This window comes from Kitasatospora atroaurantiaca (genome assembly GCF_007828955.1).
GTDB lineage: Bacteria > Actinomycetota > Actinomycetes > Streptomycetales > Streptomycetaceae > Kitasatospora > Kitasatospora atroaurantiaca.
In genome coordinates, this window is record NZ_VIVR01000001.1 from 898,939 (window position 1) to 925,216 (window position 26,278).

Below are 26,278 nucleotides of genomic sequence, written 5' to 3' on the forward strand. Positions count from 1 at the left end.
TCCCGATCGGTACTCGCCGGGCCGCGCGGAAATACCGGCATACGTTCGCCTGTACGAAAGATCCCTTTGGTCAGCCGCACGCTCCGCCCGGCAACAACGTTGGCATGCGAGTAGCCATCGTCACCGAGTCCTTCCCTCCCGAGGTCAACGGCGTCGCCCACAGCGTGCTGCGGACCGCGGAGCACCTGGCCCGCCGTGGCCACCAGCCCCTGGTCATCACCCCGGCCCCCGCGCGGGGCGCCCACTGCCCGCCGCACTCCTTCGGCCCCGAGGAGACTCCGCTGCCGGTGGTGCGGATCCCCTCCGTTCCGCTGCCCGGCTACCCGCAGGTGCGCATCGCCCTGCCCAGCTCCCGCCTCGCGACCGCCATCGCCGGCCACCGGCCCGACCTGGTGCACCTGGCCGGGCCGTTCGTGCTCGGCGCGCGGGCCGCACAGGTCGCCCAGCGGCTCGGCCTGCCCGCGGTCGCGGTGTACCAGACCGACCTCGCCGGCTACGCCCAGGCGTACCGGGTCGGCCGCGGGCTCGGTTCGGCCGCCGCCTGGCACCGGATCAGGACGATCCACCGCTCGGCCGCCCGCACCCTCGCCCCCTCCACCCCGGCCGCGCACGACCTCACGGCCAACGGAGTACCCCGGGTGAAGCTCTGGCCGCGCGGCGTGGACTCCGCCCGGTTCCACCCGAGCCACCGCGACGAGGCGCTGCACCGCGCCCTCGCACCCAACGGCGAGGTGCTGGTCGGCTATGTCGGCCGGCTCGCCCCCGAGAAGCGCGTCGACCTGCTCGCCGGGGCGTGCGGGCTGCCCGGCGTACGGGTGGTGGTGATCGGGGACGGCCCCAGCGGGCCCGCCCTGCGTACGGCCCTGCCCGGCGCGGTGTTCCTCGGCCGCCGCACCGGAGCGGAACTCGCCCGGTACTTCGCCACCCTGGACCTCTTCGTGCACACCGGCCCGCTGGAGACCTTCTGCCAGACCATCCAGGAGGCGATGGCGAGCGGTGTCCCGGTGGTCGCCCCCGCGGTCGGCGGGCCGCTGGACCTGGTCGGCCACCGCCGCACCGGCCTGCTGGTCCCGCCGCGGGACGCCAAGGCGGTCACCCGGGCCGTCGCCGCACTGGCCGCCGAGCCGGAACTGCGGGCCGCCTACGGCCGGGCCGGGCGGGCGGACGTGACGGCCCGTACCTGGGAAGCCGTCGGTGACCTGCTGCTGCGTCACTACCGGGAGGTGCTGGCCGAGCACCACGGCACACCTCTGCCGACCGCGCCCGCACCGACGATGCCGGCGCCCGCGCCCGTGGCACTCGCGGAGGAACAGCCGGTATGACCACCCCGCTGCGCATCGTCCGGGTGGCCAACTTCGTCACCCCGGTCTCCGGCGGCCTGCGCACCGCCCTGCACCACCTCGGGGCGGGCTACCTCGCCGCCGGGCACCTGCCGGTCCTGGTCGTGCCCGGCCGCAGGCACGGCGACGAGTGGACCGCCCAGGGCCGGGTGATCACCCTCCCCGGGCCCGCCGTTCCGGGCAGCGGCGGCTATCGGGTGCTCACCGACCGGCGTGCCGTCGCACGGACGCTGGCCGGGCTGGCCCCCGACCGCCTGGAGGTCTCGGACCGGACCACGCTGCGCTGGACCGGCGACTGGGCCCGCAGCCGGGGCATCCGCTCGGTGATGGTCTCCCACGAGAGCGCCGCCGGGGTCCTCGGCACCTGGGGCGTGCGCGCCTCCGCCTCGCGGGTGCTCGCCGACCGGCTCAACGCCCGTACCGCCCGTGCGTACGACACCGTGGTGTGCACGACGGCCTGGTCCGCCGCCGAGTTCCGGCGGATCGGGGCACGCAACGTCGTCCAGGCGCCGCTGGGCGTCGACCTGGAGCTGCTGAACCCCGAGCGGTACGACGCCGCCGTGCGGGCCCGGTACGCCGATCCCGGGCAGGTGCTGCTGGTGCTGTGCTCCAGGCTGTCCACCGAGAAGCGGCCCGACCGGGCGCTGGACGCACTCGCCGAGCTGCGACGCCGGCACCGGGTGCCGGCCGTACTCGCGGTGGCGGGGACGGGACCGCTGCGCCGCCGGCTGGAGGCGCGGGCCCGTGACCAGCGGCTTCCGGTCCGCTTCCTCGGCCATCTCGCCGAGCGTGAGGAGTTGGCGGCGCTGCTGGCGAGCGCGGATGCCGTCATCTCTCCCGGACCGGTGGAGACCTTCGGTCTGGCCGCCCTGGAGGCCCTGGCCTGCGGGACGCCGGTCGCGGTGAGCCGCTCCTCCGCACTGCCGCAGATCATCGGCGCTGCGGGAGCGGTCGCGGACGACACGGGAGCCGGATTCGGCGAGGCCGTACGGGAGTTGCTGTCCCGACCGGAGGCCGAGCGACGCGCGGCGGCCCGCGCCCGGGCCGAGGGCTTCGGGTGGGATACGGCCGTGGCGGCCTTCCTGGCCGCCCACGGCGCCCGGGGAGCCACGGCACCCACCGCTCAGCCTTCGGAGGGGAGTTCGTGATGCCGTTGAGATTCGCCGCCCTCGGCGACTCGCTCACCGAGGGGGTGGGCGATCCTGCCCCGGTCGGCCGACGGGGCTGGGCCGCCCTCCTGGCTCCGGCCCTGTCCGACGGGCCGGTGGACTTCCACAACTTCGCCCGGAGCGGCGTGCTCAGCAGGGATCTGACGACTGATCAGCTACCGGCCGCGACCGCCCTGCGGCCGCACTTCGCCGCCGTGGTGGTCGGCGGCAACGACACCCTGCGCGCCGGCTTCGACATCGGCCGGACGGCACATCACCTGGACACCGCGATGCACGCGCTGCACGCCGAGGGCACGGTGCTGCTCACCGCCTGCCTGCCGGACCCGGGCCTGCTGCTGGGTCTGCCGCAGCCGCTCGCCCGCCCGCTGGCGCGCCGGATGCGGGCGGTCAACGCCGTGGTGCACGCGCTCTCCGACCGCTACGGAGCGGTTCACCTGCATGTGGCCGAGCTGCCCTGGCAGGAGGAGCGCCCCCTGGTGAGCGTGGACCGGCTGCACCCGAGCGCGGCGGGCCACCACCGGATCGCCCGCGAGTTCCACACCCGGCTGACCGCGCACGGGCACCGACTCGGCGCGGCCCCCGCCGCCGAGCCCTCGGCCCCTCCCCCGGGCCGGCTCGCCGACGCCTGGTGGATGGCGACCCAGGGCACCCGCTGGGTCGCGGCGCGCTGCACCGACCTGCTCCCGGGACTGCTCGCCCTGGCCGCCGTGGAGACCCGCCACCTCCTCCGCGGCAGTACCGCCGAGCTCGACGAACGGTCCACCCGTGCCACGGCCTCCGCCCTGGCCCGCCTGCACCTTGCTCCCGCGGCGCGGGCCGGCGTTGCCGGTGGAGTTCTGACCGATGAGCAGGCAGGTATCCGGACTGAGAGTGTCAGTGACACGGTCGTTTCGAGATCGGCTAGCGCAAGTCGGTGATCTCCGGCGCGAAGACAGTCGCGAGCGGTTCGGGGCCAATGTACTGCTGGCAAGTGCACGGTCGGGGCTCGTACTGCAGCGGCTTGCGCTCGGCGTCCCAGGCGGTCGGCGCCTCGACCACCTCATGGCACTTGCCATCCTTGTCGTGCTTGGCCAGGTGGTGAGTGCAGCCGCAGACCGGCTCGGGCGGCCTGTTCGCCGCGTCCAACGCGAGTTGCTGCCGCTCGGCGAACTTGAGCAGCTCGAGTTTCCGTTTGTGCCGGGTCTTCAATGCACTCCGGACGTTCTCGCTGACCCAGCCCCCGCCGACCACCACGGCGGGGATGAGCCACCACAGCCAGCCACCCATCGCCTACCTCCCCCCACTTGACCGACAGCCACAGCTTATCGGCGGTGTGCGCCACCAGATCTCCCTCCCTCCGACCTGACGCCCGCGCCCACGGTCGTCCGGACTGAGCCCTGCGGGTGCTCAGACGGGGATCGCGACGAGTTGCCTGCCGTCCAGGGTGCGGACCTCGAAGTGGTCGATGTCGGAGCGCTGCAGAGCCGAGCCGCCGTGGGTGACGAGCGCGTCCGGAGAGCCGGGGATGCCATAGCCGGCCGGCGGGACGGACCAGGTGGTGACGGTCTGGCGTTCGCCGGTGCGGGACACGGCGACCAGGTCGCAGACCAGCGGGCCGGAGACGTTGCCGAGCCGCAGGGCCACGTGGGTGCCCCACTTCTTCGTCTCCAGGGCGACGGTGGCCACCACATGGGTCGCGGGGTCGGTCGCGGTGTGCGGCTCGCCGTGGTCCATCAGGTCCTGGGCGGGGCTGGTGGAGTGGGCGGTCACCGTACCGCCGTGGTCGCTGCCGGCCCCCGCGGCGAGCGCCCCGGCCAGTGGTCCGCCGACGATCAGCACGGCGGCTGCGGCGACCAGGAAGAGGCGCCTGGTTCGACTGGCACGGCGGGCCTGTGTCACCTGGCCGACCAGGCGGTCCAGGAGCTCCTCGCTGGGGCGCGGCAGCGGGTCGGGAACGGTGGCGGCCTGCGGACGGCCGACCTCCGGAGGCGTGGCAGCCGGGCGGGTCGCGTCGGCGAACTCGGCGAGCAGCGGTTCGAGGCCGGAGAGTTCGTCGACCTCGGCCGTGCAGAGGGCGCAAGTGGCGAGGTGGTCCTCGAACCGGGCGCGCTCGTCCGCTTCGAGGAGACCGAGGACGTACGCGCCGGCGTCGAGGTGCTGGTCCTGCGGCGGCGTCATGACGTTACTCCTCGTTCCTCGAGCGCGAGCTTCAGCGAGCGAAGCGCGTAGAAGACCCGGGACCGGACGGTGCCGGGCGGTATGCCGAGTGCGTCGGCTGCCTCGTTGGCGGTGCGGCCCTTCAGATAGGTCTCGACGATGATCTCGCGGTGGGCCGGGGTGAGGTCGTCGAGTGCCTCGGAGACGGCCATCAGCCGGAGCGCCTTGTCGAGTTCGTCCTCGGCCGGCACGGCCTCCAGGTGCGAGGAGTCGACCTCCCGGGGCCGGGCGAGTCGGCCGCGATGGCCGTCGATCACGATACGCCGGGCGACGGTGACCAGCCACGGACGCAGGGACCCCGCATCGACGTCCAGACGCTGGGCGTTGCGCCAGGCCCGAACGAGGGTCTCCTGGACCACGTCCTCGGCCTGCTGCCGGTCACCGCCCACCAGCCGCAGCACGAAGCCGAGCAGAGGCCCGGCGTGCTCCTGGTGGAGGAGCCGTATCAGCTCCTCGTCCGGTACGGGCTCCGGACGCCCTGAAGGGTGTCGGCTGGTCAGCGGATGGTCTGTCACCGCCGTAGTGTCTCGCACTCGTCAGCTCCCGGTCGAGAGCGCCCGGGCGGTCCGCGCGCTGTGCGGTCGGTACCCGCTGCCGCCCTTGGGCCGCCGCCTCCCGCTCGTACCTCTCAGTACGGTCGGCAGCCGGAATCCACTCAACGCATGGACCGGAAATCCCTTCCGGGGTTTCTCCGTCCCCCTCAGAGGACGGTTCCGCCACCTGCCAGGATGCACAGATCGGAGGCCTCGAGGAGCACCTTCGCCATGCCGATGCGCACACGCTGGAGGTGGCCGAGCGGGCTCTCGCCGGTCTCGGCCCGGAACCGTCGAAGCATCGTCCTGGTGCTCACGTGGAACGCCGCCAGGGCTTCGGCGTAGTCGGGTGGCGCCCGGATTTGTGCTCAGGGAGGCCGACTTCGACAAGATCAAGACGGTTGGCGTGAACGCCATGTCATGGGTGGGGGCGGCGGCGTCCCGCCACGGTGCGAAACCGCCGCCCATCCTCCGTCCCAGCCCTTGCCTCACCTATCGAAAGTCGATAGATTCCCATCGCAACTCGATGGAGGGATGGGTCATGGGAAAGCTGACAGTGCGTGCGCTGCGCGCCGTGCTCGCGGTGGTGCTCGCCGGCACCGTGTTCGTACAGGCGTTGATGGTGTGGGCGTTGGCCACCGATCCGGAGGACGGGTCGCTCCCGCTGACCCCGCTGCGCGTGATCACGATCCTGGGGATGGTGTCGGCCCAGGTCGCCCTGGTCTGTGTATGGCGGCTGGTGGCGATGGTGCGACGCGGAACCGTGTTCTCCCCCGCCGCCTTCCGGTACGTGGACGGCGTGATCGGCGCGATCGTGGCGGCTGCCCTCGTGTGGTTCGCGGTCACGGCCCTCAATGCGCCGGGCCAGCGGGACGACCCGGGCGTCACCGTGATCATGGGCGGGGTTGGCGTGGCCATCCTGGGGGTCGCGCTCATCGTGCTCGTGCTGCGGATGCTGCTCGCCCAGGCCGTCGCGCGCGACGTCGAAGCGGCGCAGATGCAGGCCGAGTTGGACGAGGTGATCTGATGCCGATCGCCGTCGACATCGACGTGATGCTGGCCAGGCGGAAGATGTCCGTGGGCGAGCTCGCGGACCGCGTAGGGATCACTCCCGCCAACCTGGCGGTACTCAAGAACGGCCGCGCCAAGGCGGTACGCTTCGCGACGCTCGCCGCGCTCTGCGAGGTGCTCAAGTGCCAGCCGGGCGACCTGCTGCGCTGGGAGGCCGAGGACGCCGCGGGCGGATGACGCGCCCCAGGGCGGGCGTGAGAACGCCTGGCACCACCGGCCGGTGCCGCGGCACGTGGACCGCATGAACGTGGATCGCCGATCGCCCGCAGCACCGTCCCGACCTCGTTGGACAGATTCCGGTTGACCTGCACCGCACCGTCCTGGTCGACGATCGCGACCTGCGAACGTCGACCTCCCCACCGCAAACCCCAGGGGGCCGCTGGTTGGCCGACAGGCGCGGTGGCACCGGGGGCCGGATGATGAGGGCCTTCTCGTCCACCGTCGCCTGCGGGTAGCGAGCGGCCAGGGCCCGGGCGAACAGCCAGGCGGTCGTCGCCCGGCGCCCGTCGAGCAGCCCGGCCTCCCCGAGGAGGAACGCCCCGAGACAGATCGACGCGATCGGCACCCCGCGCCCGGCGAGCTGCCCGATCACATCGACCTCTCTGCCAAGGGCGCCCATCCGAGCATCCAGATCCTGGGTCGGGAGCAGCTCGAAGCCCGGTACGACCAGGAGGTCGAGCGAGGTGGGCACGGCGACCACGCCGACGGGGACACCGCCGGAGGCGGTCACCCGGCGGCGGGCGGCCACGATCGCGACCTCGAACCTGGGCGCCGTGTCGCCGTGGAGGTGCCCGGCAACCTGGTTCGCCACCGTCATCAGGTCGGCGAATCCGAACGCCTCCGAGGCGAAGCACCCGTTGAAGGCCAGGACGCCGATTCGGTACGGTACGTGATTCATATGGCGAGATTACCCCCGGAAGAGGGCGATCCCGCCCCTCGGCAGAAACGTGAGCGCGGGAGACGATCTCTCTCGGAGGACGGCACTTTTCGCCGGCCCATCACCGAGGAGGACATCCCCATGACCGTCACCGGCGAACTGCTGAAGCGGAACCAGGTACACGCCGAGCACCACCCCCGGCGCGCCTCGTCCATGGTGCCGTCGCTCCAGACCGTTCTGATCACCTGCTGCGACCACCGGGTCGACCCCGCCCACGTGCTGGGGCTGCGACTCGACGAGGCCGTGGTGATCCGCAACGAGGGCGGCCGGGTCACACCGGACGTGCTACGGACGCTGACGACCCTCGCCACCGTGGCCCTCGTCGAGAACCTGGACCTGGACGTCGAGATCGTCGTCATGCACCACACCGACTGCGGCACCTCCCGCCTTGCCCGACCGGAGCACGCCGCCCTCGCCGCACAGATCTTCGGCGTCAGCGAGGACGAGCTCGACGCCAAGCACCTCACGGACCCGGTCGCCGCGGTAAAGGCAGACCTGCACCTCCTTCGCAACACACCGCTCATCCCCACCGACATCCGCTTGGCCGGCCTCGTCTACGACGTGGAGACCGGCACGGTCGACCGGGTCGAGAACGGCGGCCCCACACCGTCGATTCGGATGCCAGGCGCCGCCGAGCAGCTGCAGCTGAGCATGCGTCACTTCTCGTGGCTGTTCCGCCGGCGCACGGGCAGCACGCCCCGCTGCGTTCATCGGAGCCGTCCGGTTGGAGGCCGCGCGCCGCCTGCTGGAGGACACCGAGCAGAGCCTGCCCGAGGTCGCGGCCGCGAGCGGGCCCGCCTCGGTGGAGGCGCTGCACCGAGCCTTCCACCGACGGCTCGTCACCACCCCCGCCGAATACCGCCGCCGCTTCCGCCACCACGACCAACGAAGAGAGCCCACTCGTGCCACTGTCCCCGTTCCCTGACTCACCGCTCGCTCGCGCAGCCGACCAGCTGCTGCACACCGCCTGCCCGCCCACCCTGGTGGCCCACTGCCACCGCACCTACCGCTTCGGCGCCGCCCTCCTCGACGGACGGCAGGGCGCCTTCGACGCGGAAGCCCTGTTCATCGCCGCCGCCCTGCACGACCTTGCTCTGGTCGAAGCGTACGACGACCCCGTTACCCCGTTCGAGTTGCACGGATCTCGGCTGGCTGCACAGGAGTTGACCACCCGCGGGGCGCGGCCCGAGCTGGTCGAGCTGGTCCGGGACGCGATCGCCCTGCACATGGAGATCAGCACGGCCGACGACCCCCGGCCCGAGGTAGCCGCGGTCCACCTGGGCGCCGTGGCGGACGTCATCGGCCTACGCCTGGACCAGCTTCCGCCCGAACTGGTCGCCGAGGTGCTCGAACGCCACCCCCGGCAGGGGTTCTCCGCCTATGTGACCAAGGCAATGACCCGGCAGGCGACCGCTAAACCGGACTCGACGATCGCCGCCCTGTTCCAGCACGCGCGCTTCCTCGACCTGGTCGCCGCAGCCCCGTTCAACGACTGACCGCCACGCTACGAAGAGACCATGTCCTCGTCGCGGGCTTCGGCAGCTCGTCCTCGGCCACGACCGGGGGCGCTGATGAGGATTCGAGAAATCCCCAGGACTGCATCTCGCCCACATGCCGCGCGCCCCACGTGAGAATCAGGAGCCTACCGATGCATGACGGCCCGACCGGGACGCCACCACCGAGCAATCCCGCCCCGCAGCCCCCGCCCCAGCCGCCCGCGTACGGGCAGCCGGCACCCCGGCCCCCGTCCGGGCCGCGCCTCATGGGGCCTCCCCCGCCCGACCCTGGGCAGCTGCCGCTGCCGCCGGCCGGTTACGGTCCGGGCCACCCGCCGCCGGTACCGGCCGCGCCCGCGTCGTCCCGCAAGCCGCTCTGGATCGCTCTGGGCGTGATCTGCGCTCTGGTGCTGGCTGGCACCGCGACGGCCGTGGTGAACCAGAAGGACGGGGCCCCCGTGGGCTCCGCCGCCGGGGGCGCGCCGGCGACGGCCGCCGACGGCGCAGGCACGACGAAGGGGACCGGCGGCGCAGGCACGACGAAGGGGACCGGCGGAGCGAACGGCGGGACGAACAACGCCCCGACGGCGAAGCAGGTGCCCGGCCGCTTCAAGGTGGTCCTGCCCGACAGCTTCCTCGGCCTGCCGCGTGCGGATGACGACCCCGCGTTCGCGGGCGTGCGGGAGGCGACGCTCAGCATCTTCAAGTCCCAGCCCGATCTGCACCTGGACATGGCGATCTATTCGAACCTGCTGAAAACCGTGGTCGGCGTGGCCGGTGAGAGCGACACCGACTTCCCGTCGAAGGAGGAGGCGATGCAGCTGGTGTCGGCGCCGGAGCAGTCGGCGCCGGGCGTGACCATCATCAACGATTCTCTCAAGAACATGGACCCGGGCCCACAAGGCGGGCTGATGCGCTGCCGAGGGGTGACCACCAGGTTCGAGGGCGCGAACATGACGACGGTGATGGCCGAGTGCTACTGGGTGGGGGACAACACCTTCGGCGCGTTCAGCGAGGAGTTCAGTCTCGACGACCCCGGCATGTCGAAGACCGCCGCCCACACCCGCCAGTTCCGCGCCGCCACCGAGAAGCCGAAGTAGCCGAAGCGGCGTCGAGCCCCGGTTGCCGCCCTGTCGGCCGTCGGCAGCGTAGTCGGCGGGCGGCGTCGGCGGGCGGCGTCGGCGGGCGGCCCGAATGCCCGCCGACCGACCGGTGCCCGGCTTTCCACGCCGCGATCGCCGGCTCGATCAACGCCCACTGCTCATCCGATAGGTCGCTCCGGTACGGCTTGTGTCCACTCACCCGGGCACCCCAACGCGGCCAAGCCGCCCGACCACACCGGACGCCGCAGAACCACACGATCAGGCGACCACGAACCGGACATCGGCTCACGTATCGCCCTCTCAGGGCTCGTACCGGTACCCGATGCCCGGCTCGGTGATCAGGTGGCGCGGCCGGGCCGGATCGGGCTCCAACTTGCGGCGCAGGCCTGCGAAGTAGACCCGGAGGTAGTTGCCACGGCCTTCCTGCTCCGGGCCCCAGACCTCGCGCAGTATGTGCCTGCCGGGGACCAGCCGTCCGGGGCCGGCCAGCAGGAGCGCGAGGATCCGCCACTCGGTGGGGGTGAGCCGCACCGGCCCGTCGGGTCCGGTGACGGTGCCCGCCGCGACGTCGATGTGGTGATCGCCGATCACGACCCGCGGCGGTGCCACCTCGGCCGCCGGGCGGCGGAGCACCGCCCGTAGGCGGGCCAGCAGTTCGTCCATCACGAAGGGCTTGGTGAGGTAGTCGTCGGCGCCGGCGTCGAGCGCCTTCACCTTCTCCGCCGGGTCGTTGCGGCCGGAGAGGACGATGATCGGCACCCCGCTCCAGGCGCGCAGGCCGCGGATGATGTCCATGCCGTCGAGGTCCGGCAGGCATAAGTCGAGCAGGACGGCTCCGGGGGCGGCGCGGCCTGCCAGGTCCAGGGCCTCCGCGCCGGTGGCCGCGGTGAGCACGGAGTGGTGCCGGGCGTGCAGGCTGATCCTCAGGGCGCGCAACAGCTGTGGCTCGTCGTCCACGACGAGGATGTGGCTCATTCCGTGGCCTCTCCGGGTGGCGTGTCGGGCACGAGTCGGACGGCGGGCAGGGTGAGCAGCATGGTGGTGCCACCGCCCGGGGTGTCCTCGACCTCGAGAGTCCCGCCCATGGCCTCGGCGAGGCCGCGGGAGAGCGCGAGCCCGAGGCCGACACCGGTGGTGTTGTCGGTGTCGCCGAGGCGCTGGAAGGGCAGGAAGACGCGGTCGCGGTCCTCGGGGGCGATGCCGGGGCCACGGTCGATCACCCGGATCTCCACCAGGTCCCGGTGACTGCTGGCGGTCACCAGTACGGGCGCCCAGGGGGCGTTGTGGCGCAGCGCGTTGGTGATGACGTTGGCCAGGACGCGTTCCAGCAGCGGCGGGTCGGCGAGCACGGCCGGGGCCGAGTCGAGGTCGAGCGGCTGGACGGGAGCCTCGGGGTCGGCCAGCGAGTCGACCGCCCGGGGCAGCACCTCGTCGAGGTGGGTGGCCGCCAGGTGGAGGGTCAGCGCACCGGCCTGGAGGCGGCTCATGTCGAGCAGGTTGTCCACCAGCCCGGTCAGCTTCACGAGTGACTCGTCTGCCGTGGCGAGGAGTTCGGCCTGGTCCTCGGCCGAGAACTCGACGTCCGGGCTGCGCAGTGAGCCGACGGAGGCGCGGGCGGCGGCCAGGGGCGTACGGAGATCGTGGCTGACGGCCGCCAGCAGGGCGGTGCGCATCCGGTCGGCGGCCTTGATCGGCTCGACCTCGGCGGCGACCGTGGCGAGCCGGTCGCGTTCCAGGGCGACGGCGACGTGGGCGGCGAACGCGGCGAGGACGCGCTGGTCGGCGGCGGGCAGCCGACGGCCGGCCAGGATGAGCAACGCGTCGGCGCCGACCGGGACTTCGGTGACCACCCGGTCCGGCGCGGGTTCGCCGCCCGAGTCGCTGCGGGCGAGCACCTCGCCGCCGGTCCGCTCCAGCAGGGCGACGGAGTCCATGCCGAAGGCCGTACGGGACTTCTCCAGCAGCGCGGGCAGCGCGTCGGCACCGCGCAGGACGCTGCCCGCGAGGGTGGAGAGGGTCTCGGCCTCGGCGGTGGCCCGGGCGGCGCGGCTGGTCAGCTTGGTGGCATGGTCGACCACGGTGGAGACGGTGAGCGCGACGGCGGCGAAGACCATCAGCGCGATCACGTTGTTGGTCTCGCCGATGGTGAAGGTGTGGACGGGCGGGATGAAGTAGTAGTTGAGCAGCAGGGACGCGACCAGCGAGGCCAGCAGGGCGGAGACCGCGCCGCCGAGCAACGCCACGGCCACCACGCCGAGTTGGAAGATCAGGGCGACGGTCGTGAGATTCAGGCCGTTCACCTGGGACAGGACCGCGGTCAGCAGGGTCGGCAGGACCGCGCCGGCCAGGTACCCGGCGACGGTCCGCCGCGTGGAGTGGCGGCGGCCGAGGGAGGGCAGCCGGCCGCGGCCGGTGAACTCGTGGGTCACCATGTGGACGTCGATGTCCTCGGACGCGTCCACGGTGGTCTCGCCGATCCCCGGGCCGGTGAGGAAGCGGTTGATCCGGCCCCGCCGGCTGGTGCCGAGGACGAGCTGAGTGGCGTCGCGGCCGCGCGCGAAGGCCAGCAATGAGGTGGGGATGTCGTCGCCGACCACCACGTGGTAGCTGCCGCCGAGGGTCTCCACCAGCTGCCGCTGCTCGGCCAGCGCGCCCGGCGAGGCGCCGGCCAGACCGTCGCTGCGGGTGATGTGGACGGCGAGCAGTTCGCCGCCGGCGGTGCGGTCGGCGATCCTGGCGCCCCGGCGGATCAGGGTCTCGCCCTCGGGGCCCCCGGTGAGCGCGACCACCACGCGTTCGCGGGTCTCCCAGACCCGGTCGATGTTGTGGCTCGCCCGGTAGTCGCGCAGTCCCTCGTCCACCCGCCCGGCGACCCAGAGGAGGGCGAGCTCCCGAAGGGCCGTCAGGTTACCGACGCGGAAGTAGTTGGAGAGCGCGGCGTCCACCTTCTCGGCCTTGTAGACGTTGCCGTGGGCCATCCGGCGGCGCAGCGCCTGCGGTGCCATGTCGACCAGCTCGATCTGGTCGGCACGACGGACCACCTCGTCGGGGACGGTCTCGCGCTGCGGGATGCCGGTGATCTTCTGGACGACGTCGTTCAGCGACTCCAGGTGCTGGATGTTGACGGTGGTGATCACGTCGACGCCCGCCTCGAGGAGCTCCTCGATGTCCTGCCAGCGCTTGGCGTTGCGCCCGCCCGGGATGTTGGTGTGCGCCAGCTCGTCCACCAGGGCCACCGAGGGCTTACGGGCGAGCAGCGCGTCGAGGTCCATCTCGGCGAACTCGGTGCCCCGGTAGGTACGGGTGAGCCGTGGTACGACGTCGAGGCCCTGGAGCATGTTCTCGGTGTGCCGCCGGCCGTGGCACTCGATCCAGCCGACCACCACGTCCGCGCCGCGCTCCTGTCTGCGCCTGGCCTCGTCCAGCATCCGGTACGTCTTGCCGACGCCCGGGGCCGAACCGAGGTACACCCTCAGCCTGCCGCGGCGGGTGAGAGTGCCGGGGGTGAGGTCGCGGGCCATGGGCGCTGCTCTTTCCTACGAGGGCGGCTGCTACGAGGGCGGCGGGGAAACGGGCGGCAGCCGGCCCGGTGCGGGGGGACTCCCCACGCCGGGCCGGCCGGTTTCTCACAGCTGATGCATCATCACTTCTGCTGGGAGAGTGCCGTGTTGAGCAGAACGACGTTCACTCCGTCCTGTCCGAGGAAGCCGAGCGAGCGGCCCTCGGTGTACTGGTCGATCAGCTTGTCCAGCGTGTCCACGGAGAGACTGCGGGCCTTGGCGACCCGGTTGGCCTGCTCCTTCGCGTACGCGACCGAGATGTGCGGGTCGAGGCCGGATCCGGAGGCGGTGACCGCGTCCACCGGGACGGTGGCCGGGTCGACGCCGTCGAAGGCGGCGATCGCGGCGCGGCGGTCGTTGACGGCCTTGAGCAGGTCATCGCTGTTCGGGCCGATGTTGGAGGCGCCGGAGGCCTTCGGGTCGTAGGCACCGGGGCGGGGCTGGAACCACTTCGGGTCCGGGACCGCCGCCTCCTCCTTGTCGTCGGGGTTCTTCTTCGGCAGGTTGTAGTTCTGGCCGAGCAGGCTGGAACCGATCTCCTTGCCGTCGGACGTGACGACCGAGCCGTTGGCCTTGTCGCTGAAGGCGACCTGGCTGATGCCGGTGACCAGCAGCGGGTAGGCGAGACCGAGGATCACGGTCATCACCAGGAGCATCCGCAGGGCGGTGAAGTGGGTGCGCACCGTAGTGGGCAGGGGCTTTGGCATTTCCTGCTTCTCTCAGCTCAGGCCGGGGACGAACTGGACGACCAGGTCGATCGCCTTGATCCCGATGAACGGCACGATCAGGCCGCCGAAGCCGTACACCCCGAGGTTCCGGCGCAGCAGCGAACTCGCGTCCGACGGCCGGTACTTCACGCCGCGCAGGGCGAGCGGGATGAGGCCGATGATGACCAGGGCGTTGAAGATGATCGCCGAGGTGATCGCGGAGGTCGGGCTGTGCAGGCCCATGATGTTGAGGTGCCTCAGGCCCGGGTAGACGCCGGCGAACATCGCGGGGATGATCGCGAAGTACTTCGCGACGTCGTTGGCGATCGAGAAGGTGGTCAACGCCCCACGGGTGATGAGGAGTTGCTTGCCGATCTCGACGATCTCGATCAGCTTGGTGGGGTTGGAGTCCAGGTCCACCATGTTCCCGGCCTCCTTGGCCGCCATGGTGCCCGTGTTCATCGCCACACCCACGTCGGCCTGAGCGAGGGCGGGGGCGTCGTTGGTGCCGTCGCCGGTCATCGCGACCAGCTTGCCGCCCTCCTGCTCCTTCTTGATCAGGGCCATCTTGTCCTCGGGGGTGGCCTCGGCGAGGAAGTCGTCCACGCCGGCCTCGTCCGCGATCGCCTTGGCGGTCAGCGGGTTGTCGCCCGTGATCATGATGGTTTTGATGCCCATCCGGCGGAGCTCGTCGAAGCGCTCCTTCATGCCCTCCTTGACGACGTCCTTGAGGTGGATGACGCCCAGGGCCTTCGGCGCGGCGCTGCCGATCCGGGAGGCGACGAGCAGCGGGGTGCCACCGGCCGCGGAGATGCCGTCGACCAGCTCGGCGATGTCCTCGCCGACCGTGCCGCCGTTCTCGGTGACCCAGTTGGTGACCGATCCGGCCGCGCCCTTGCGGACGGACTGGATGCCGTCGGCCTCGTCCAGGTCGACGCCGGACATCCGGGTCTGGGCGGTGAACGGCACCCAGGTGGCCTGCGTCAACTCGCCCTGGGCACGCGCCCGCAGGCCGTACTCGGTCTTGGCGAGGACCACGATCGAGCGGCCCTCGGGGGTCTCGTCCGCGAGGCTGGACAGCTGGGCGGCATCGGCCAGCTCCTCGGTGGTCACACCCTTGGCGGGCTGGAACTCGGCGGCCTGACGGTTGCCGAGGGTGATGGTGCCGGTCTTGTCGAGCAGCAGGGTGTTGACGTCGCCGGCGGCCTCAACTGCCCTACCCGACATGGCGAGTACGTTGCGCTGGACCAGCCGGTCCATGCCCGCGATGCCGATCGCGGAGAGCAGCGCGCCGATGGTGGTCGGGATGAGCGCCACGATCAGCGCGACCAGGACGATCATCGACTGCGGGGCCCCGGCGAAGGTCGCCAGTGGCTGCAGGGTCACGACCGCGATCAGGAAGACGATGGTGAGGGACGCCAGCAGGATGTTGAGTGCGATCTCGTTCGGCGTCTTCTGCCGGGCGGCGCCCTCGACCAGGGCGATCATCCGGTCGATGAAGGACTTGCCGGGCTCCGAGGCGATCTTCACCACGATCCGGTCGGAGAGCACCTTGGTGCCGCCGGTCACCGCACTGCGGTCACCGCCCGACTCGCGGATGACCGGAGCGGACTCGCCGGTGATCGCCGACTCGTCGACGCTCGCCACGCCCTCGACGACGTCACCGTCACCGGGAATGATCTGGCCGGCCTCGACCACCACGTGGTCGCCCAGTTGGAGGGCGGTCGCGGGGACCTCCTCCTCGGCCTGGCCCGCAGGCCAGTTGGTGAGGCGTCGGGCCATGGTGTCGGTCTTGGTGCGGCGCAGGGTGTCGGCCTGGGCCTTGCCGCGGCCCTCGGCGACGGCCTCGGCCAGGTTGGCGAAGACCGTGGTGAGCCAGAGCCACACGGTGATCGCCCAGGCGAAGACGGACGGGTCGGCGATGGCGGAGACGGTGGTGACCACCGAGCCGACCTCGACCACGAACATGACCGGATTCTTGACCATGATCCGCGGGTCGAGCTTCTTCACCGCGTCGGGGAGGGACGAGACGATCAGCTTGGGGTCGAGCAGCCCGCCGGACACTCTGTGGGGCGCGTGCTCCTGGTCCGCAGGAGCAGGAGCAGGAGCGGTAAGGGTGGACGACATCAGTGGAGACCTTCCGCGATCGGCCCGAGAGCCAGGGCCGGGAAGTAGGTGAGGCCGACGACGATCAGGACGACGCCCGACAGCAGGCCCACGAACAGCGGCTTGTGAGTGGGCAGAGTGCCCGGGGTGGCAGGAACCGGCTGCTGCCGGGCGAGCGAGCCCGCCAACGCCAGCACGAACACCATCGGCAGGAACCGGCCGAACACCATGCACAGACCCAGCGCGGTGTCGTACCACGGCGTGTTCACCGTGATACCGGCGAACGCCGAACCGTTGTTGTTGGACGCCGAGGTGAAGGCGTACAGCACCTCGGAGAAACCGTGCGCACCGGAGTTCAGCATCCCGGCCCGCTCGCCCGGCAGCGCCATCGCGACACCGGTGCCGATCAGGACCAGGGCGGGCGTGGTGAGGATGTAGAGCGAGGCGAACTTCATCTCGCGGCCGCCGAGCTTCTTGCCGAGGTACTCGGGCGTGCGGCCGACCATCAGGCCCGCCACGAACACCGCGACGATCGCCAGGATCAGCATCCCGTACAGGCCGGAGCCGGTACCGCCGGGCGCGATCTCACCGAGCATCATGTTGAAGATCGTGATACCGCCACCGAACGGCGTGAACGAGTCGTGGAAGGCATTCACCGCACCGGTCGAGGTCAGCGTCGTCGACGCGGCGAAGAGACTGGACGCCGCGATGCCGAAGCGCTGCTCCTTGCCCTCCATTGCCCCGCCGGCCGCCTGGAGGGCGGCGCCGCCGTTGTGCGCCTCGGCGAAGGTGATCAGCGCGGCCGAGGTCACCCAGAAGATGCCCATCACCGCGACGATCGCGTAGCCCTGGCGGTTGTCGCCCACCATCTTGCCGAAGGTGCGCGGCAGCGAGAACGAGATCACCAGCAGCAGGAAGATCTCCAGCCAGTTGGTGAAGCCGTTCGGGTTCTCGAAGGGGTGGGCCGAGTTGGCGTTGAAGAAGCCACCACCGTTGGTGCCCAGCTCCTTGATGACCTCCTGCGAGGCCACCGGCCCACCCGGGATCGACTGGGTGTCGCCACCCAGCGTCAGCACGTCGTGGAAGCCGTGGAAGTTCTGCACCACGCCGTTGGCCACCAGGACCAGCGCGAGGACGATCGAGATCGGCAGCAGCAGGCGCAGCACGATCCGGGTGAGGTCCACCCAGAAGTTGCCGACCCGGTCGGTGCGGTTGCGGGTGAAGCCCCGGATCAGCGCGGCCACGATGGCGATGCCGACGGCGGCGGAGACGAAGTTCTGCACCGCGAGGCCGGCCATCTGGACGAGGTGGCCCATGGCCGACTCACCCGAGTAGGACTGCCAGTTGGTGTTGGTGGTGAAGGAGATCGCGGTGTTCCAGGCCTGGTGCGGCTCCATCTCCGGCACGCCCAGGCTGAGCAGCAGGTGGGTCTGGAGGCGGATCAGGCCGTAGAGGAAGAGGACCGAGACGGCCGAGAAGGCCAGCACCGAGCGCAGATAGACCGGCCAGCGCTGGTCGGCGTCACCGTCGACGCCGATGACCCTGTACAGGCCGCGCTCGACTCCGAGGTGCTTGGCGGAGGTCAGGAGCTTGGCTATGTAGTCGCCAAGGGGGCGGTAGCACAGGGCCAGAGCGCCGACGAGAGCGAGGGCCTGCAGCCACCCGGCAAGAGTGGAACTCATGTCAGAACTTCTCCGGGTGGATCAGCGCCACGACGAGGTAACCGACGAGAGCGACGGCGACGATGAGACCTGCGATGTTCTCGACGCTCACAGCTTCTCCACCCCCCGCGCGATCAGAGCGATGACGGCGAACACGGCAACCGTGACGCCGACGAAAACAAGATCGAGCATGCGCTCCACCAAAGGGCTTCAGAACCTGGCCGTGGGTCGCCTCGAAGGTCCGCACGACACCGGCGGCAGACCGGCGATGTCAGCAAATCAGCCGGTCAGGGCGCCGAGCGGGTTCCTGACGCCCTCCATACGGATGCCGCCGCGACCTTGACGCGGCCTTGATACCCGCTGCACACATCCGGGACCTGAGGCAGTCCGGAACATGGCGAAGCCCCGGGCAGCAGCGGGCGCTGTCCCGGGGCTCCGACGGAGCGTCAGACGTTCTCCGGCTCCGGTACGTCCTTCGCCCTCGCCGGCTCACCGCGGCGCACCGAGCCGGGCGCCCGGCGGGCCGGGTGGTCGGCCCTCGGGGCCGAGGAGAGCTGCCAGGGCACGCTGATCACCATCACGCCGGGAGTGAAGAGCAGCCGGCTCTTCAGCCACAGCGCGGACTGGTTGTGCAGCAGGTGCTCCCACCAGTGCCCGACCACGTACTCCGGGATGAAGACCGCGACGGCGTCCCGCGGGCTGGTCCGGCGGATCGAACGGACGTAACCGACGACCGGCTTGGTGATCTCACGGAACGGGGAGTCCAGCACCTTGAGCGGCACCTGGACGTCGAACTCGTCCCACTGCGCCTTCAGCTCGTCCGTGGAGTCCTTCTCGACGTCGACCGTCAGCGCCTCCAGCGTGTCCGGCCGGAAGGCCTGGGCGTAGCCGAGGGCGCGCAGGGTGGGCTTGTGGAGCTTGGAGACCAGCACGATGCCGTGCACCTTGGCCGGACGGACCGACTCTGCGTGCGGGTCGTCGACGGTCAGTTCGGCGGCGACCGCGTCGTAGTGCCGGCGGATGCCGCGCATCATCACCCAGAGCACGATCGCGGAGACCACGGCCAGCCAGGCGCCCTCGGTGAACTTGGTCATCAGCACGATGACGAGCACCAGAGCGGTGACACAGGCACCGAAGCCGTTGATCACCCGGGACCGCTGGGCGGCGTTGCGCACCGACGGGTCCGTCTCCGTCTCCAGCGTCCGGTTCCAGTGCTTGACCATGCCGATCTGCGACAGGGTGAAGGAGGTGAAGACGCCCAGGATGTAGAGGTGGATCAGGCTGGTGACATCGGCCTTGTAGGCCCAGAGCAGGACGCCGGCCACCACCGCGAGGGCGATGATCCCGTTGGAGAAGGCAAGGCGGTCACCACGGGTGTGGAGCTGCCGCGGGAGGTAGCGGTGCTCGGCGAGGATCGAGGCCAGCAGCGGGAAGCCGTTGAAGGCCGTGTTGGCGGCCAGGATCAGGACCAGGGCGGTCGCGGCCTGGATCAGGTAGAAGAGGATGCTGTCGTTTCCGCCGAAGATGGCGGCGGCCAGCTGGGCGATCACGGTCTGCTGGGTGTAGGTGGAGCAGTCGCCGCTGATGCCGGTGAGCTGGCACGCGTTGTCGACGTAGTGGACCTTCGAGATCAGCGCCAGCGCGGTGACGCCGACGAACATTACGATCGCGGTGAGGCCCATCACCGCCATGGTGGTCGCGGCGTTCTTCGACTTCGGCTTGCGGAAGGCCGGTACCCCGTTGGAGATCGCCTCCACACCGGTCAGTGCCGTACAGCCCGAGGCGAAGGCCCGCAGACCGAGCAGCACGAGGCCGAGTCCCGCCAGGGTGTCCTTACCGTCCTCGGGCTCGATCCCGAATGCTGCGCTCTCCGCCACCGGCGAGTCACCGAGGGCCACGCGGATCAGTCCAGTGATGATCATGAGCAACATGCCGCCGATGAACAGGTACGTCGGCGTGGCGAAGGCCTTGCCCGACTCCCGTACGCCGCGCAGGTTCATCGCCATCAGCAGCGCCACGCATCCGACGGCCAACGGGACCCGGTAGTCCGCCAGACTCGGCAGCGCCGAAATGGTGTTGTCCACGCCCGAGGCCACCGACACCGCGACCGTCATCACATAGTCGACCAGCAGCGAGGCCGCGACCACGAGACCGGAGTTGGGTCCGAGGTTCTTGGACACCACCTCGTACGACCCGCCCCCGCTCGGGTAGGCGTGGACGACCTGACGGTACGAGGCCACCACGACCACCATCAGCGCCACGACGCCCGCCGCGACCCAGGGGGTCAGATAGAGGAACGCCGTGCCGCCCACGGTCAGGACGAGCAGGATCTCCTGCGTGGCATACGCCACCGAGGACAGCGGGTCGGAAGCGAAGATCGGCAGGGCCAGCCGCTTGGGCAGCAGGGTCTCGCCCAGCTCCTCGCTGCGCATGGCCTTACCGATCACGAGGCGCTTGAGCGCCTGGGGCACGTTGAACACATGGGCGAGCGTATGCGGCCGGGGCGCCAAGACCATGGACTCGAAACGGCCGTGGCGCACGCCGGGGAACCTCGATGCCCGGGGCGTTTCCGCAGGCCAGAGAGGTAACGCGGGGCCTGCTGATGGGCCATCCGGAGGCGTTGAGGGCCCCCGTTAAGGGATCGTCAAGATATGCAGATCAATTCGGTCATATTACCCAATTGGGGTTATTCGCTCGGCCGGACGGCCTACATGCGCAGGCGGAGCCGGCAGACGACCGCATCGGTGTGGCGGCGCAGGGCACGGTCGATGACGGCGCCCCGCTGGTTCTGGAGGGCGCGCTGCCAGAGGCGGACGGGTTCGACCTCGGCGATCAGCACGGTGATCCGGTCGTAGGCGTGCTCGGCGGCGTGGTCGTTGACGAACGCGGCGAGCGGCGGGCCGAGGCGGCGGTGGCCGTCCGGCACCTCGATCAGCGGGACGCCGGGCCGCCAGAGCTCCCAGTCACGCCGCAGCGCTTCGGCGGCCTGCCGGTCCTCCGTGTCGGGGGCGGTGTGGACGACGGTGACGGCGAGTACCTCGTCGCCGAGGGAGACGGCAGCGGACAGCGCGTCGCGGGTGAGGCGGGTGATCGCGGTGACGGGCACGATCACCAAAGACCTCTGACGGGTCACCGGGCCCGGCACCTTACCGAGTTCCAGCCGGGCGCCGATCCTGGCGTAGGTGCGGTGGATCAGTTCGAAGAGCAGGACGAGCAGGGGCAGGGCCAGGCAGATGCCCCAGGCCCCCTCGGTGAACTTGGTACCGGTGACGACGAGGGTCGCGATGCCGGTCAGCAGGGCGCCGAAGCCGTTCAGCAGGGCCCTGCCGCGCCAGCCGGGGCCGCGCTCCTCGGTCCAGTGCTTGACCATGCCGACCTGGCAGATGGTGAAGCCGACGAAGACGCCGATCGCGAAGAGCGGCACCAGGCTGTTGACATCGCCGCCGAAGCCGACCAGCAGGGCGGCCGAGACCGCGGCAAGGAAGAGCACACCGTGCCGGTGCACCTGGTGGTCGGCGCGCAGGGCGAAGACGTGCGGCAGATGGTTGTCGCGGGCGAGCAGGATCACGGACGACGCCCCGTGGCAGCGGCCTCGGACACCCGGTGCCGGTGGCACGCGGCTACGTGGGAGCAGCGGCCACCGGGCTGCGGCAATGACCGCGACAACAACCAGCGGCCGCGGATGCGGCGGGCGGTCGTGGTGGCGTGTCGAGCGGTTCATGCCGTTCATTCAAGTGCACCGGACCGGCCGGGCAAGACCGGTTCGCCCGCTCTGATGAATCCTTGATGCCCCGTCAGCTCCGGACGTTCCGTGTACGGTCCGGCGCGGCCAGCACCTGCACGCGGACCCTGCGCCGGGGCAGCGCGGCCGGCAGCGACGCGACCAGAGCGGCGGCGGCGAACAGGCCGAGGCGCGCGCACTCCGCTCCCGTCCCGCCCCACTCCACGGTCGCGTAGCGGTGCACCACGAAGCCGTTGAAGAACAGCCAGCCGGCCCCCGCGATCAGCGGCGCAGCCACCGGGCGGGAGACCGCGCCCAGGACGGCGCAGAGCACGGTGAAGCCGCCCAGTGCGAACCCGGTCGCCCGCAGCTCGCCGAGCACGGACAGCGCCGACGTCAGCGCGGCGAAGCCGACCAGCGCCAGCGCACCCGACATACTCACCGTCAGACGGTCCACCACCGGCCGGAACGCGCGTCGGCCGGGGCGGGCGTGGTAGAGCCTCATGACCGTCCCACTCCCTCTCAGCGGCTCGGTGCCGGCTCGGTCGGCAGATGCCAGGCGTTGCGGCGACGGAAGGTCTCCAGCTCGCGTTGGAGCGTAGGCCTCGGGACCGCGAGAACCGGGCAGGCGGCGTGCTTGACGCAGTACGCCGACACGGATGGCCGCAGGCCCCTGCGCAGCCACCCGCTGCCGGCCCCGACCACCAGCAGGTCGTCGGGACGGTCCGCGGTGTGCACCAGGGCGTGGCCCGAGTCGCCCCGGATCACCTGGGAGGACAGCCGCACGCCGAGGGGTGCCCCGCCGAACGCCTCGTCGAGGGCCTCGCCCAGCCGAGCCTCGGCGCGCTCCCACCAGAGCGCCGGCAGGGGCGGGCAGGGCGAGCGGAGGTAGCCGATCTCACCGCCCGGCGGGGTCCAGGCGAGCACGGCCAGAACCCCGGCGTCGGTGCGGCGGGCCTCGGCGGCGGCGCGGTGCAGGGCGGCGAGGCTGCCGAGCGACCCGCTGACACCGACGACGATCCGACGTCCCCGCCGCTCGTCGCGGCTGCCCTCGTCCATGTCCGTCACTTCCGTCCTTCCCGCTGTTCGGCTGTCTCCAGCCAATCGCCTCGGCGGCCGGGCGAGGCCGGTCCTTGACGGTTCCCTGACGGCCAGGACGGGCTTCCCGACGCATTCCTGACGGACGGCCGTCACAGGCCCGGGACGAACTGGACCAGCAGGTCGATGACCTTGATGCCGAGGAACGACAGCACCAGCCCGCCCAGGCCGGAGACCCGGAGGTTGCGTCCTGGCAGGTCGGAGGCGGAGGACGGCGTGCAGCGGACGCCCCGCAGGGCGAGCGGGATCAGCGCGACGGTGATCAGTGCGTTGAAGATGATCGCCGAGGTGATCGCGGAGATCGGGCTGTGCAGGGCCTTCTGACGTGGTGCCAGAGATCGTTGACGCAGTCTTGACAGCGCAGCACCGTGCACGCCGGACGCGTTCACGTGCCGTCAAGGACCTGTCAGAACCCGTGCCCGGACAGTCAACTGGACGTCAGGACCACTGTGCTCCAGGCCTGTTACCGCCTAGCGTCGGTCAAGTACCGCGCGGGTCGACGAGGACCTGTCGCCTGTCTCCTCAGCATCCGGAGCGCCAGTCGTGACCTGCACAGAACGCGCCCCCGTGGAGCCCCACGAACACCCGCCCACCCTGCAGCACCAGTGGTGACCGCCCACCGGGCTCCGGCCCGGCCGGACGAGGTCGACCTGCGGCTGCTCCGTGCCGTCCGCGCCGAGGTCGACCCACGGGCGCTCGGCCGCCCCCTGCAGGCCCTCGCGCGGGTCACTCAGGGGCCCGTACCGCTGGACTTCGAGCAGCTGGCAGCCCGGATCCCCGCCGTGCAGTCCGGCCTGGCCCTCGCCGGCGAGGCCGACCTGGAGCTGCAGCTGGCCTGCGTCGACCAGGACGAGCTCCAGGCCGTCGTCGCCGAACTGCGCCGGTCCGGAGCGGCCAGGGTACGGATCGAACTGGTCCTGCGCCGCCTCGTCCCCGCAGCCGCCCGTACTCCTGTTGTGCCCCTGGCGCGGAGCGCCGCCTCCTGACCCCCGCCGCTGACCGGCAGCGCGTCAAAGGGGCGTCAAGGATGCCGTGGGGCGCGTAGTACGTGCGTCAAGGACCGGTGCCGGACGGCCCCGACAGGGGTCGAATGGAGGTCGGAACCGACCGATCCGGCTACCGGTCGGCGAGCCTCGAGAGGAAGCGAACTGCCGTGATCGAGAACGCCCGGGTCATCGTCGGGGTCAACGGCTCCCTGAGCAGTCCGGCCGCCGTGTACCGGGCCGTGGAGGAGGCCGGCCGACGCAACGCGGTGCTCGTCCCGGTGATCGCCTGGTCCGGTACCGACCACGAACAGCTGCGGCCGCTCCCGGAGTTGGAGCACGCAGTACGCAAGCGCCTGGACACGGTCTTCGAGCAGGCCTTCGGCGGCTATCCGAGCGACATCGTGATCCGCCCCGTGGTGGTCCACGCCGACGCGGGCCGCGCGCTGGTCGCGGCCGCCGACCGTCCGACCGACCTGCTGGTGCTGGACAGGGGCCACCATGGCAGGCTCCACCACGCCCTGCACGGCTCGGTGGCCCGCTACTGCCGCGCCCACGCGGCGTGCGAGGGCTGGTGGTATCGCCCTCCGAACTCCTGGAAAGCCTGGAACTCACCGTACGTCGGGTCGGCGACCTTCGTCGCCGACCCGACCGGCCCTTCTCGGCCTGGCAGGCCGAGGTGCTGCAGGAGGGTCAGACCGAGGAGGCGGCTGCCTCCGCCGGCACCTCCCGCACGGTGGCCGTCGCGGGCTTCGGGCTGAGGAGCCGCTCGGCGAGGTGGCCGAACAGGAGGCCGAAGGACGCCCACAGGGTGAGCTGGATGCCGAGCGCCGCGAGGCGGAACTGCCAGAGCAGCGTGGCCGAGAAGTCCTCGGGCACCTCGTTCACCGCGGGGAGGAACGCGTACGCGAGGCCGGCCGCCACGCTGAAGGCGAGCACGGCCACCACGGTGGCGTACCAGGTGCCCAGACGCGGCGCGAGGCGCTTGCCGACGATCACGGCGGCGACCGCCAGCAGCACGCTGAGCGCCATCATCAGGAAGTACAGCGTGGTGCGCTTCCCGATCGTCTCCGGGTCACCGATCGACGGCGGGTTGGCGGGGTACTTGAGGAACGGCACGACGTAGACCGCGAGCAGCGCCGCTCCGGAGAGCAGGGCGGCCGTCGCCCGCGGGGTGAAGCGGCCGACCCGCCCGAGGGCGAAGCAGAACGCGAGAGCGGCGAAGCCGCCGAGCGAGACGCCGTAGATCAGGACACCGGTGGCCAGTCCGGCGGTCGACTGCAGCGTGCGGCTGACGAGTTCCATCCCGTGCTCGGCGGAGTGCGCGTCCTCGTAGGCGATGGCGGCGTCCACCCTCGGCTCGCCCAGCAGGTAGGCGACGACGAGGGCGAGCAGGCCGGCACCGAGGCCGGCGAGCATGCCACGGACCAGCAGGGATCTGACGGTTGCGGAGTTCATGCGGGGTTTCCCCGTTCTCAGTGGCAGGGGAAACCGAGCAGGTGGCGACCGTCGTGCACCCACTCGTGCACGTCCTCGCCGGAGATGAGGGAGGTGGCGCCCTGCTCGGCGCCGACGAAGTAGATCAGGGTCATCATCAGGATGCCGAAGAACACCGCCCAGGGCACGATCGCCTTGACGGGCAGGGTGAGGGGGGCGGAAACGGCTGCGGGGGCAGCAGACTGTGCCATGACAGGACCTCCTCGGGAACTCGCGTCCCGCTAGATGGTGCATGGACGACGGCATCGGGTCTGACTCCCCGGGAGGCACCACCCTGTGGGGGCGGAGTTCTCCGGGCTTACAGTGGCGCGACCGTGCCGGATTCTCACCGGGCTTCCGTCATACCGTCGTCATATCGAGCTGAAAGTACCGTCAACTGTCGGCGACGCCAAGAGCGTACGGACGGCGTGAATCGCCGGGGGACGCCGGGAGCGCGCGCCCGAGCGCCGGGCGGGCGGAGCGATCTCCGGGCGCCGTAGCGGAGTTGGAGAGAGGGGCAGGACCGTTGACGGTACGCGTGACCTTGGTCTCAGCGGCGATGAGCGAAGCCATGCGAGCGGCGCGCTTCGACGACGACAGCCCGCTGGACGCCGCGGGGCTACGCCAGGCCCGGGCCGCCGCCGTCGGCCTGCCGACACACGATCAGGTCCACGTCTCCCCGTCGGCCCGGTGCCGTCGGACCGCCGAGGCCCTGGGCCTGCGAGCCGAGCCGCTGCCCGAGCTGCGGGGGCGCGCGATGGGCAGCTGGCGCGGCCGGAGCCTTGACGAGGTCTCGGCCGCAGAGCCGGACGAGGTGGGCAGCTGGCTGTCCGACCCGGCCTTCGCACCGCCGGGCGGGGAGACCCTGCTCGATCTCCTCACCCGGGTCGGCGGCTGGCTCGACTCCCTGTCGCCGGACGCCGGGCGGCTGCTCGCGGTCGTCGAGCCGGACGTCGTCCGAGCGGCGGTCCTGCACGCGCTGGGCGCACCGGGGCCCGCCTTCTGGCGGCTCGACGTCCAGCCGCTCTCGGTGACGGAGCTGAGCGGGCGCGCCGGCCGATGGAACGCGCGCTGCGGACGCCCGGTCACCTGATCCCGCCACCTCGCGGCGGTGCCCGAGC

At 71.3% G+C, this 26,278-nt stretch carries 28 protein-coding genes and 4 pseudogenes; 12 read left to right on the forward strand and 20 right to left on the reverse strand.

Annotated features, from left to right (window positions below; genetic code table 11):
* The first annotated feature begins 104 nt into the window (after positions 1-104).
* From FB465_RS04105 to FB465_RS04115, 3 genes are read left to right on the forward strand one after another with little or no spacing between them, the layout of a single operon-like run.
* Positions 105-1,322, forward strand: a complete 1,218-nt coding sequence (locus tag FB465_RS04105) for a glycosyltransferase family 4 protein (RefSeq protein WP_145787675.1) — start codon at positions 105-107, stop codon at positions 1,320-1,322.
* Entirely contained in the window at positions 1,319-2,488 is a 1,170-nt protein-coding gene (locus tag FB465_RS04110; RefSeq protein WP_145787677.1) for a glycosyltransferase, read from the forward strand. The genes FB465_RS04105 and FB465_RS04110 overlap by 4 nt, the downstream gene beginning before the upstream one ends.
* On the forward strand, positions 2,488-3,426 hold the full coding sequence (locus FB465_RS04115; RefSeq protein ID WP_145787679.1) for an SGNH/GDSL hydrolase family protein: 939 nt from the start codon (positions 2,488-2,490) through the stop codon (positions 3,424-3,426). Before FB465_RS04110 ends, FB465_RS04115 begins: the two co-directional genes overlap by 1 nt.
* On the opposite strand, the gene FB465_RS04120 is transcribed toward FB465_RS04115, so the two are convergent.
* From FB465_RS04120 to FB465_RS04135, 4 genes are all read right to left on the reverse strand, one after another.
* Positions 3,410-3,775 carry a hypothetical protein gene (locus FB465_RS04120; protein ID WP_145787680.1) on the reverse strand — a complete coding sequence of 122 codons (366 nt, stop codon included), beginning with the start codon at positions 3,773-3,775 and terminating at the stop codon, positions 3,410-3,412. The genes FB465_RS04115 and FB465_RS04120 overlap by 17 nt on opposite strands.
* A gap of 120 nt (positions 3,776-3,895) precedes the next feature.
* Positions 3,896-4,666 (reverse strand): zf-HC2 domain-containing protein, encoded by a 771-nt coding sequence (locus FB465_RS04125; RefSeq protein WP_145787682.1) that lies wholly within the window; start codon positions 4,664-4,666, stop codon positions 3,896-3,898.
* Positions 4,663-5,220 (reverse strand): sigma-70 family RNA polymerase sigma factor, encoded by a 558-nt coding sequence (locus FB465_RS04130; protein ID WP_246192496.1) that lies wholly within the window; start codon positions 5,218-5,220, stop codon positions 4,663-4,665. Before FB465_RS04130 ends, FB465_RS04125 begins: the two co-directional genes overlap by 4 nt.
* 185 nt (positions 5,221-5,405) lie before the next feature.
* Positions 5,406-5,555, reverse strand: a complete 150-nt coding sequence (locus tag FB465_RS04135; protein ID WP_246192497.1) for a hypothetical protein — start codon at positions 5,553-5,555, stop codon at positions 5,406-5,408.
* Positions 5,556-5,779: 224 nt separating this feature from the next.
* On the opposite strand from FB465_RS04135, the gene FB465_RS04140 reads away from it, so the two are divergent.
* Both FB465_RS04140 and FB465_RS04145 read left to right on the forward strand, forming a co-directional pair.
* Positions 5,780-6,265 carry a DUF2975 domain-containing protein gene (locus tag FB465_RS04140; protein WP_145787686.1) on the forward strand — a complete coding sequence of 162 codons (486 nt, stop codon included), beginning with the start codon at positions 5,780-5,782 and terminating at the stop codon, positions 6,263-6,265.
* A complete protein-coding gene (locus FB465_RS04145; protein WP_010981499.1) occupies positions 6,265-6,486 on the forward strand; it encodes a helix-turn-helix domain-containing protein in 222 nt (73 codons plus the stop codon). The genes FB465_RS04140 and FB465_RS04145 overlap by 1 nt, the downstream gene beginning before the upstream one ends.
* Here the strand turns inward: FB465_RS04145 and FB465_RS37850 are convergent.
* On the reverse strand, positions 6,428-7,207 hold the full coding sequence (locus tag FB465_RS37850; RefSeq protein WP_145787688.1) for a DJ-1/PfpI family protein: 780 nt from the start codon (positions 7,205-7,207) through the stop codon (positions 6,428-6,430). The genes FB465_RS04145 and FB465_RS37850 overlap by 59 nt on opposite strands.
* A 192-nt stretch (positions 7,208-7,399) precedes the next feature.
* On the opposite strand from FB465_RS37850, the pseudogene FB465_RS37855 reads away from it, so the two are divergent.
* Positions 7,400-7,582 (forward strand): annotated as a pseudogene (locus tag FB465_RS37855) (carbonic anhydrase); the annotation flags it as partial.
* Here the strand turns inward: FB465_RS37855 and FB465_RS36670 are convergent.
* Positions 7,532-7,906, reverse strand: coding sequence for a hypothetical protein (locus FB465_RS36670; protein ID WP_246192498.1), 375 nt, complete (start codon positions 7,904-7,906; stop codon positions 7,532-7,534). The pseudogene FB465_RS37855 and the gene FB465_RS36670 overlap by 51 nt on opposite strands.
* Before the next feature lie 64 nt (positions 7,907-7,970).
* On the opposite strand from FB465_RS36670, the gene FB465_RS04160 reads away from it, so the two are divergent.
* From FB465_RS04160 to FB465_RS04175, 3 genes are all read left to right on the forward strand, one after another.
* A complete protein-coding gene (locus FB465_RS04160) occupies positions 7,971-8,171 on the forward strand; it encodes a helix-turn-helix domain-containing protein (RefSeq protein ID WP_246192499.1) in 201 nt (66 codons plus the stop codon).
* Positions 8,149-8,742: an HD domain-containing protein gene (locus tag FB465_RS04165; protein ID WP_145787690.1), complete on the forward strand. Its 594-nt coding sequence runs from the start codon at positions 8,149-8,151 to the stop codon at positions 8,740-8,742. Before FB465_RS04160 ends, FB465_RS04165 begins: the two co-directional genes overlap by 23 nt.
* 392 nt (positions 8,743-9,134) lie before the next feature.
* Complete coding sequence (locus tag FB465_RS04175) at positions 9,135-9,842, forward strand: hypothetical protein (RefSeq protein ID WP_170290497.1); 708 nt, start codon at positions 9,135-9,137, stop codon at positions 9,840-9,842.
* Positions 9,843-9,930: 88 nt separating this feature from the next.
* On the opposite strand, the pseudogene FB465_RS37660 reads toward FB465_RS04175, so the two are convergent.
* From FB465_RS37660 to FB465_RS04230, 12 genes and pseudogenes are all read right to left on the reverse strand, one after another.
* Positions 9,931-10,044 (reverse strand): annotated as a pseudogene (locus FB465_RS37660) (transposase); the annotation flags it as partial.
* Between the two features lie 101 nt (positions 10,045-10,145).
* On the reverse strand, positions 10,146-10,820 hold the full coding sequence (locus tag FB465_RS04180; protein WP_145787695.1) for a response regulator: 675 nt from the start codon (positions 10,818-10,820) through the stop codon (positions 10,146-10,148).
* Positions 10,817-13,366: an ATP-binding protein gene (locus FB465_RS04185; RefSeq protein WP_145787697.1), complete on the reverse strand. Its 2,550-nt coding sequence runs from the start codon at positions 13,364-13,366 to the stop codon at positions 10,817-10,819. Before FB465_RS04185 ends, FB465_RS04180 begins: the two co-directional genes overlap by 4 nt.
* Before the next feature lie 122 nt (positions 13,367-13,488).
* Positions 13,489-14,112: a potassium-transporting ATPase subunit KdpC gene (kdpC, locus tag FB465_RS04190; RefSeq protein WP_145787699.1), complete on the reverse strand. Its 624-nt coding sequence runs from the start codon at positions 14,110-14,112 to the stop codon at positions 13,489-13,491.
* A 12-nt stretch (positions 14,113-14,124) separates the two neighbouring features.
* The gene (gene kdpB, locus FB465_RS04195; RefSeq protein ID WP_145787701.1) at positions 14,125-16,239 is read right to left on the reverse strand and encodes a potassium-transporting ATPase subunit KdpB; all 2,115 of its coding nucleotides are present in this window, start codon (positions 16,237-16,239) and stop codon (positions 14,125-14,127) included.
* Positions 16,239-17,900 (reverse strand): potassium-transporting ATPase subunit KdpA, encoded by a 1,662-nt coding sequence (gene kdpA / locus FB465_RS04200; protein WP_145787703.1) that lies wholly within the window; start codon positions 17,898-17,900, stop codon positions 16,239-16,241. Before kdpA ends, kdpB begins: the two co-directional genes overlap by 1 nt.
* A 1-nt stretch (position 17,901) precedes the next feature.
* Positions 17,902-17,991 (reverse strand): K(+)-transporting ATPase subunit F, encoded by a 90-nt coding sequence (kdpF, locus tag FB465_RS04205; protein ID WP_145787705.1) that lies wholly within the window; start codon positions 17,989-17,991, stop codon positions 17,902-17,904.
* A 334-nt stretch (positions 17,992-18,325) separates the two neighbouring features.
* Positions 18,326-20,395, reverse strand: a complete 2,070-nt coding sequence (locus FB465_RS04210) for an APC family permease (protein ID WP_145797120.1) — start codon at positions 20,393-20,395, stop codon at positions 18,326-18,328.
* Between the two features lie 191 nt (positions 20,396-20,586).
* A pseudogene (locus FB465_RS04215) lies at positions 20,587-21,441 on the reverse strand (amino acid permease); the annotation flags it as partial.
* 232 nt (positions 21,442-21,673) lie between these two features.
* Complete coding sequence (locus FB465_RS04220) at positions 21,674-22,105, reverse strand: hypothetical protein (protein ID WP_145787709.1); 432 nt, start codon at positions 22,103-22,105, stop codon at positions 21,674-21,676.
* A 17-nt stretch (positions 22,106-22,122) separates the two neighbouring features.
* Entirely contained in the window at positions 22,123-22,659 is a 537-nt protein-coding gene (locus FB465_RS04225; RefSeq protein ID WP_145797121.1) for a universal stress protein, read from the reverse strand.
* 131 nt (positions 22,660-22,790) lie between these two features.
* Positions 22,791-23,012: pseudogene (locus tag FB465_RS04230) on the reverse strand (potassium-transporting ATPase subunit B); the annotation flags it as partial.
* Between the two features lie 291 nt (positions 23,013-23,303).
* Here FB465_RS04230 and FB465_RS04235 point away from each other — a divergent pair.
* Positions 23,304-23,684, forward strand: a complete 381-nt coding sequence (locus FB465_RS04235) for an Lrp/AsnC ligand binding domain-containing protein (protein ID WP_145787711.1) — start codon at positions 23,304-23,306, stop codon at positions 23,682-23,684.
* A gap of 167 nt (positions 23,685-23,851) precedes the next feature.
* Complete coding sequence (locus FB465_RS04240) at positions 23,852-24,442, forward strand: universal stress protein (RefSeq protein ID WP_170290498.1); 591 nt, start codon at positions 23,852-23,854, stop codon at positions 24,440-24,442.
* Here the strand turns inward: FB465_RS04240 and FB465_RS04245 are convergent.
* Positions 24,375-25,139: a CbtA family protein gene (locus FB465_RS04245; RefSeq protein WP_145787714.1), complete on the reverse strand. Its 765-nt coding sequence runs from the start codon at positions 25,137-25,139 to the stop codon at positions 24,375-24,377. The two genes, FB465_RS04240 and FB465_RS04245, sit on opposite strands and share 68 nt — an antisense overlap.
* Before the next feature lie 17 nt (positions 25,140-25,156).
* Positions 25,157-25,369: a CbtB domain-containing protein gene (locus FB465_RS04250; RefSeq protein WP_145787716.1), complete on the reverse strand. Its 213-nt coding sequence runs from the start codon at positions 25,367-25,369 to the stop codon at positions 25,157-25,159.
* A 314-nt stretch (positions 25,370-25,683) separates the two neighbouring features.
* Between FB465_RS04250 and FB465_RS04255 the strand changes: the two genes are divergently transcribed.
* Positions 25,684-26,250 (forward strand): histidine phosphatase family protein, encoded by a 567-nt coding sequence (locus tag FB465_RS04255; RefSeq protein ID WP_145787717.1) that lies wholly within the window; start codon positions 25,684-25,686, stop codon positions 26,248-26,250.
* Positions 26,251-26,278 lie beyond the last annotated feature (28 nt).

Coding starts and splice junctions, on each gene's coding strand:
- FB465_RS04105 (WP_145787675.1), top strand. CDS start 105: ATGCGAGTAGCCATCGTCACCGAGTCCTTCCCTCCCGAGGTCAACGGC.
- FB465_RS04110 (WP_145787677.1), top strand. CDS start 1,319: ATGACCACCCCGCTGCGCATCGTCCGGGTGGCCAACTTCGTCACCCCG.
- FB465_RS04115 (WP_145787679.1), top strand. CDS start 2,488: ATGCCGTTGAGATTCGCCGCCCTCGGCGACTCGCTCACCGAGGGGGTG.
- FB465_RS04120 (WP_145787680.1), bottom strand. CDS start 3,775: ATGGGTGGCTGGCTGTGGTGGCTCATCCCCGCCGTGGTGGTCGGCGGG.
- FB465_RS04125 (WP_145787682.1), bottom strand. CDS start 4,666: ATGACGCCGCCGCAGGACCAGCACCTCGACGCCGGCGCGTACGTCCTC.
- FB465_RS04140 (WP_145787686.1), top strand. CDS start 5,780: ATGGGAAAGCTGACAGTGCGTGCGCTGCGCGCCGTGCTCGCGGTGGTG.
- FB465_RS04145 (WP_010981499.1), top strand. CDS start 6,265: ATGCCGATCGCCGTCGACATCGACGTGATGCTGGCCAGGCGGAAGATG.
- FB465_RS37850 (WP_145787688.1), bottom strand. CDS start 7,207: ATGAATCACGTACCGTACCGAATCGGCGTCCTGGCCTTCAACGGGTGC.
- FB465_RS04180 (WP_145787695.1), bottom strand. CDS start 10,820: ATGAGCCACATCCTCGTCGTGGACGACGAGCCACAGCTGTTGCGCGCC.
- FB465_RS04185 (WP_145787697.1), bottom strand. CDS start 13,366: ATGGCCCGCGACCTCACCCCCGGCACTCTCACCCGCCGCGGCAGGCTG.
- kdpC (WP_145787699.1), bottom strand. CDS start 14,112: ATGCCAAAGCCCCTGCCCACTACGGTGCGCACCCACTTCACCGCCCTG.
- kdpB (WP_145787701.1), bottom strand. CDS start 16,239: ATGTCGTCCACCCTTACCGCTCCTGCTCCTGCTCCTGCGGACCAGGAG.
- kdpA (WP_145787703.1), bottom strand. CDS start 17,900: ATGAGTTCCACTCTTGCCGGGTGGCTGCAGGCCCTCGCTCTCGTCGGC.
- FB465_RS04210 (WP_145797120.1), bottom strand. CDS start 20,395: ATGGTCTTGGCGCCCCGGCCGCATACGCTCGCCCATGTGTTCAACGTG.
- FB465_RS04220 (WP_145787709.1), bottom strand. CDS start 22,105: ATGAGGCTCTACCACGCCCGCCCCGGCCGACGCGCGTTCCGGCCGGTG.
- FB465_RS04225 (WP_145797121.1), bottom strand. CDS start 22,659: ATGGACGAGGGCAGCCGCGACGAGCGGCGGGGACGTCGGATCGTCGTC.
- FB465_RS04245 (WP_145787714.1), bottom strand. CDS start 25,139: ATGAACTCCGCAACCGTCAGATCCCTGCTGGTCCGTGGCATGCTCGCC.
- FB465_RS04250 (WP_145787716.1), bottom strand. CDS start 25,369: ATGGCACAGTCTGCTGCCCCCGCAGCCGTTTCCGCCCCCCTCACCCTG.